This is a genomic window from Archangium sp. (assembly GCF_036389735.1).
GTDB lineage: Bacteria > Myxococcota > Myxococcia > Myxococcales > Myxococcaceae > Archangium.
The window spans coordinates 1-5,334 of record NZ_DASVWK010000827.1 but is presented as its reverse complement, the minus strand read 5'-3'; the positions used below and the strand labels follow the sequence as shown (position 1 = coordinate 5,334).

Below are 5,334 nucleotides of genomic sequence, written 5' to 3'. Positions count from 1 at the left end.
GGATGGAACCGTGTGGGCCTGGGGCTACAACTACGCTGGCCAGCTTGGCGATGGCACCACATTCTCGCGCACCACGCCGGTGCAGGTGTCCGGCGTGTCCAGCGTCATGAGCATCGAAGCGGACATCACCCATTCGCTGGCGCTGAAGCAGGATGGAACCGTGTGGGCCTGGGGCGACAACTATTTCGGCCAACTTGGCGATGGCACCACCACCCAGCGCACCACGCCGGTGCAAGTACCGGGGTTCTCGGGCGCGGTGTCCGTCCAGGCTGGCGGCGCCCACTCCCTGGTCCTCAAACAGGACGGCACCGTATGGACCTGGGGCTTCAACCAGTCCGGCCAGCTCGGTGATGGCACTCTCACCAATCGCTCCTCACCGGTGATGGTGCCCCCCGCGATCGAACTTCGCAAGGTGGCGGCTGGGTATTCCCACAGCCTGAAGTTGAACCGGGATGGAACCGTCTGGACCTGGGGACTCAATGATTCGGGACAGCTCGGCAACGGGACGACCACCCAGAGCACCACGCCGGTGCGGGTGGTGGGGCTCGACAACGTCGAGTCCATCGCCGCGGGTGATCACCATTCCCTGGCACTGAAGAAGGACGGCACCGTGTGGGCCTGGGGCTACAACTCACACGGGCAGCTTGGCGACGGCACCACCACGACCAGAACCACTCCAGTGCAGGTCGCTGGGCTCACGAACGTGGTGGCCCTCTCCGCGAAGAAGGAGCATTCGCTGGCCGTGAAGAAGGATGGAACCGTGTGGGCCTGGGGCAACAATGACAACGGCCAACTCGGCGACGGCACCACCACGACAAGGACCACGCCGGTGCAGGTCGCGGGGCTCTCGGGTGCGATGAGCGTCGCAGCGGGTTGGTGGTCTTCACTGGCGCTGAAGCCGGATGGAACCGTGTGGGCCTGGGGCGACAACTCCTACGGGCAGCTCGGGGACGGAACCACCACGGATAGAACCACGCCGGTGCAAGTCGCGGGGCTCTCGGGAGCCATCGCCATCGCTTCCGGCCACTACCATGCGCTGGCATTGAAGCAGGGTGGAACCGTGTGGGCCTGGGGCAACAACCCCAATGGCCAACTCGGGGACGGTACCACCACGGCAAGGGCCACGCTGGTTCAAGTGTCCGGATTGGCTGGCGTCACGAGCATCGAAGCGGACCTCTCCCATTCGCTGGCGCTGAAGCAGGATGGAACCGTGTGGGCCTGGGGGAGCAACTTCTTCGGCCAACTGGGCGATGGCACCACCACCGGGCGCACCACGCCGGTGCAGATGCCAGGGTTCTCGGGCGCGGTGTCCGTCCAGGCGGGCGGCCTTCACTCGCTAGCCCTCAAGCAGGACGGCTCTGTGTGGACTTGGGGCGACAACCAGTACGGCCAGCTCGGAGATGGAACCACGACCCAGCACAACGCTCCGGTGCTCGTGCCCTCCACGGTCGAGATCGAGCCGCTCACCTACAATGCCTCCAACACCAACAGCGCCCAGCAGAGCACCGTCAACCGGATCATCCCCCTGAACGCTGGGGACAAGCTGGAGGTAGGCACCTGCAACCTGTCGGGGGCCTCGGCCACCGGGGATACCTACCTGCGCCTGTTCGGCACCAGCGCTACCCAGGTGGCCTACAACGATGACAGCTGCGGCGGCGTGGCCTCCTACATCCAGTACACCGCCCCCACCACGGGAAGCTACGAGCTGCGCGCCGGCTGCTACTCCAGCAACAGCTGCAGCGGCACCGTGGTCTTCAAGGTGACGCCGGCGAGCTGAACCAGCCCAGGACAGCTCTCGCATCCACCAACCCCTGCCGCCTTCACCAGGCGGCAGGGGTTTTCCTTCTTCAGGCCTTCATCTCCATGCGCGGAGGCGTCTCGCCGGACGACGAGCTGGAGCCCGAGCCGGCCGCGACCGCTCCGGCCTTCTCTTCCGCCAGCGTGGCCTTCTCGATGGACGCCTTCTCCATCGAAAGCTTCATCAGCGCGCTCTCGTCGGCCGCTCGCCGAGCCTCGCGCTCCTTGTAGCGGCGGATCGCCGGGGCCATGATCTCACCAATCAGTCCCCGGTAGTCCATGCCGGCGCCCTGGGCGATCAGCACCAGGTCGCTCCACCCCGGCGTGAGGCCCGGCAGCGGGTTGCACTCGATGAAGTAGATGCGGCCCTTGTCGTCCATGCGGAAGTCGATGCGCGCCACGTCCCGGCACCCCAGCGCCATGAACGAGCTGCGCGCCGCCGTCCTCAGCTTCTCCAGCAACGCCGGCTCGATCTTCGCCGGCGCGTCGTACCGGATGCGATCGTTCCAATCCAGCTTGTGCTGGAAGCTGTAGATGGGCGTCTTGTCCTCCTTGTCCAGGAAGACGATCTCCATCGGCGGCAGCACACGCGGACGCCGCTCGCCCAACAGGCCCACCGTGAACTCGCGCCCGCCGATGTACTCCTCGATCAGCGCCGGCTGCTGGTACTTGGTGACGATCTCCTTCACCACCTCGCGCAGCTCCGCCTCGCTGCGGCACACGCTCTTGCTCACCACGCCCTTCGAGGAGCCCTCCGCCACCGGCTTCACGATCAGCGGGAAGCTGGTGAACTGCTTGTCCAGCCGCTCCTTGCCCGTGTGCATCAGCTGGAAGTTGGGCGTGTGGATGCCCGCCTGACGCACGATCTTCTTCGCCAGCGCCTTGTCCAGCGCGATGGACAGCGTCGCCGGATCGCTCCCCGTGTACGGGATGTCCAGCAGCTCCAACATCGCCGGCACCTGGCTCTCGCGGTTGCGGCCCTTGAAGCCCTCGGCGATGTTGAACACGATGTCCAACGGCGTGCTGGCCAGCACGCTCGGCAGCTCCGCCGTGGCCTCCAGGTCCACCACCTCGTGGCCCCACGAGGCGATCGCCTCACGGATGGCCTGGAGCGTGGTGGGCGAGTCGTACTCGGCCTCGCTGTCCTCCAGGGCCGTGCCGTCCGCCGCCATGGGCTTCACGCGCTTGACGTTGTAGGTGAAGCCCACCCGCAGCGGTCCCGACTTGCGCGTCGGCTTGCCCTGGCGCTTGCCGTCCTTGATCTTGTAGCGCCGCGCCGCGCTCTGGATGATGGAGTTGACCACGCCATCCAGGTGCATGCCCTCCATGGCCGCGGCGGCGTAGATGCCCGCCCCCGGCTCCAGGCTCGGCAGCGCGTTGATCTCCAGGAAGTACGGCACGCCCGCGTCGCTCAGCCGGAAGTCGATGCGCCCCAGGTCCCGACAGTCGAGCACCTGGAAGATCTTCATCGACATGGTGCGCATCTCCTCGGCCACCTTGGGAGGGATGTTGGCCGGGGCGCGAACCTTCACCGCGCTGTCCTTCTTCGTCTTCAGCTCGTAGTCGTAGATGGCGTACTTGCGCCCGGCGATGGCCGCCGGGTCGATGTCGTACTCCGTCGGGCTGAGCACGCCGTCATGGTCGTTCTGCACCGCCCCCAGGTACGGGACGGTGATGTCCGTGCCGCTGATGAACTCCTCCACGAGGATGCCGGCCGGGTAGCGCGCCAGGGCCTGGGCCACCTTCTCGCGGGCCTGATCCACCGTCTCGGCCACCGAGTCCTGGGTGATGCCCTTCGAGGAGCCCTCGAAGTTGGGCTTGATGATGACGGGGAAGCGCAGGTCCTCGGCCTTGAGCTCGTTGAGCTTCTCGACGAACTGCCAGCCGGGGGTACGGATGCCGTGCTTGGAGAGCACCAGCTTGGTGAGCTGCTTGTCCAGCGTCACCGCCAGCGCGTACGCGTCCGAGCCGGTGTACGCGAAGCCGAGCTCGTCGAAGAGCGCCGGGTAGAAGGCCTCGCGGAAGCGGCCCCGGCGGCCCTCGGCGATGTTGAAGATGAGGTCCGGGCTGTAGGCCTCGAGCCGCGCGACGGTGCGCGAGGCGGGACCGCTCACCTCGAAGCGCTCCAGCCGGTGTCCGAGCCGCTCGATGGCCGCGGCCAGGGTGTTCACCGTCTCCTGGGTATCGAACTCCGCCTCGTCTTCCGAGTCGGACAGCTTGAGGTTGTAGGTCAGCGCGATGCGCAAGGCTTTCCCCTTCTGGACTTCTCGAGAGTGCGGCACCGGTGGACCCGGGCCGCGGACAAGAACCTGCCCGGGACGCGAGCGGGCGTCACGGGCGTGCGTGCTGCAACCGTTGCTCCGGCGACGACCTTCCCATCCACCACCTGCGTCTGGGCCCACGTATCGCCCAGCCTCCAGCCGAGCGGATCCCTCACCACGCGCAGGGCCTCCACTCCGCCAATCACGAAGAGGCCCGCCAGGCCGGCGACCGCCCCCAGCGGCGGCGGCATCATCCCCAGCAGGACGATCAGGGCCAGCGGCGCGTTGCGCAGCGTGCTGTCCCGGTGACGGGCGGCCGAGCGCGTCGGCAGGTGCATCACCTTCACGCCGAAGATGCGCTTGCCCACGCTCTGGCCCTGGAACATGCCATCGGCCAGCAGCAGGAAGAGCAGCGCCACCACGTTCCCGGCGGCGCCGCATACAACGCAGAGCCCCCAGGCCACGGACACGTCCACGAGGCGCGCGCCAAACCGCATCCACAGCGCGGCCTTGGGATAGGGCGAGCCTGGCACGTCCTCGTCATTCACCACCCGCAGGCCGCGGCGGCGGGGCATGGAGAGGAAGGGCTTCGAGGGAAGGGAGCTCACTCTTCGGGCTCCAGGATGAGGCCTCGCTCGGGACGCTCCGGCTCATCGAGGCCCGCGAGCTGCGCGAGCCGCTCATGGGCACTTACCGTGCCCGGAGGTCGGCGATAGGGCGTGGCGGCGTTGCCGGTGAAGTCCGGTGAGGCCACCAGCGCGGCCGTGGGCGAGCCCGTCTCGGACATCTCCCGCAGCCGGCCTCGCGCGGACTCCACGTCATGCGTGGCCGCCTCGCCCTCGCGGGTGAAGAAGACGAAGGCCATGGCCGGTCGCTTGGAGGACTCGCGCATGGCGAACTGCACGCCATCCAGCGTCCACCCCTTGGTGCTCCACTCATTCACGGTGCGCTCGAGCGTCCCCTCGTCCACGGTGGACAGCTCGACGACCTTGTACTGGAGCGGCCCCGCGGGGCGCGGAGCGACGGCGGGCACGGAGGCTCGGGCGGCACCCGGCCGCTTGCCGGCTCGCAGGGGACGCCGGGTCGCGGGCTGGGTTGCCGCCGATCTAGGTGGGGGCCGCTTCTTCTTCTTGGTGGCCATGGCCGATCTCAATCTTTGCCCTCAATTGGGGGGGTGAGGTCAACCCAGAAGCCTGGCGGCTTCCAGTGCGTGGTAGGTGATGATGAGGTCCGAGCCAGCCCGCTTGATGGAGGTGAGGATCTCCAGCATCAGGCG

At 67.5% G+C, this 5,334-nt stretch carries 4 protein-coding genes and 1 pseudogene; 1 reads left to right on the top strand and 4 read right to left on the bottom strand.

From position 1 onward, the window contains the following. The coding region (locus VF794_RS29650) for an RCC1-like domain-containing protein (RefSeq protein WP_414640978.1) at positions 1–1,777 on the top strand (1,777 nt) is incomplete at its 5' end. A gap of 70 nt (positions 1,778–1,847) precedes the next feature. Here the strand turns inward: VF794_RS29650 and VF794_RS29645 are convergent. The 4 genes and pseudogenes from VF794_RS29645 to VF794_RS29630 form a co-directional block, all read right to left on the bottom strand. Beyond that, positions 1,848–4,043, bottom strand: coding sequence for a D-alanine--D-alanine ligase family protein (locus tag VF794_RS29645; RefSeq protein WP_331116208.1), 2,196 nt, complete (start codon positions 4,041–4,043; stop codon positions 1,848–1,850). Then, positions 4,028–4,633 (bottom strand): RDD family protein, encoded by a 606-nt coding sequence (locus tag VF794_RS29640; protein ID WP_414640979.1) that lies wholly within the window; start codon positions 4,631–4,633, stop codon positions 4,028–4,030. Before VF794_RS29640 ends, VF794_RS29645 begins: the two co-directional genes overlap by 16 nt. Positions 4,634–4,662: 29 nt before the next feature. Beyond that, positions 4,663–5,199: a hypothetical protein gene (locus tag VF794_RS29635; RefSeq protein ID WP_331116204.1), complete on the bottom strand. Its 537-nt coding sequence runs from the start codon at positions 5,197–5,199 to the stop codon at positions 4,663–4,665. A 39-nt stretch (positions 5,200–5,238) separates the two neighbouring features. Beyond that, a pseudogene (locus VF794_RS29630) lies at positions 5,239–5,334 on the bottom strand (porphobilinogen synthase); the annotation flags it as partial.

What these genes read in the sequence shown, in the direction of transcription:
- VF794_RS29640 (WP_414640979.1), bottom strand. Translation starts at nt 4,633, where the DNA reads ATGCCCCGCCGCCGCGGCCTGCGGGTGGTGAATGACGAGGACGTGCCA.
- VF794_RS29635 (WP_331116204.1), bottom strand. Translation starts at nt 5,199, where the DNA reads ATGGCCACCAAGAAGAAGAAGCGGCCCCCACCTAGATCGGCGGCAACC.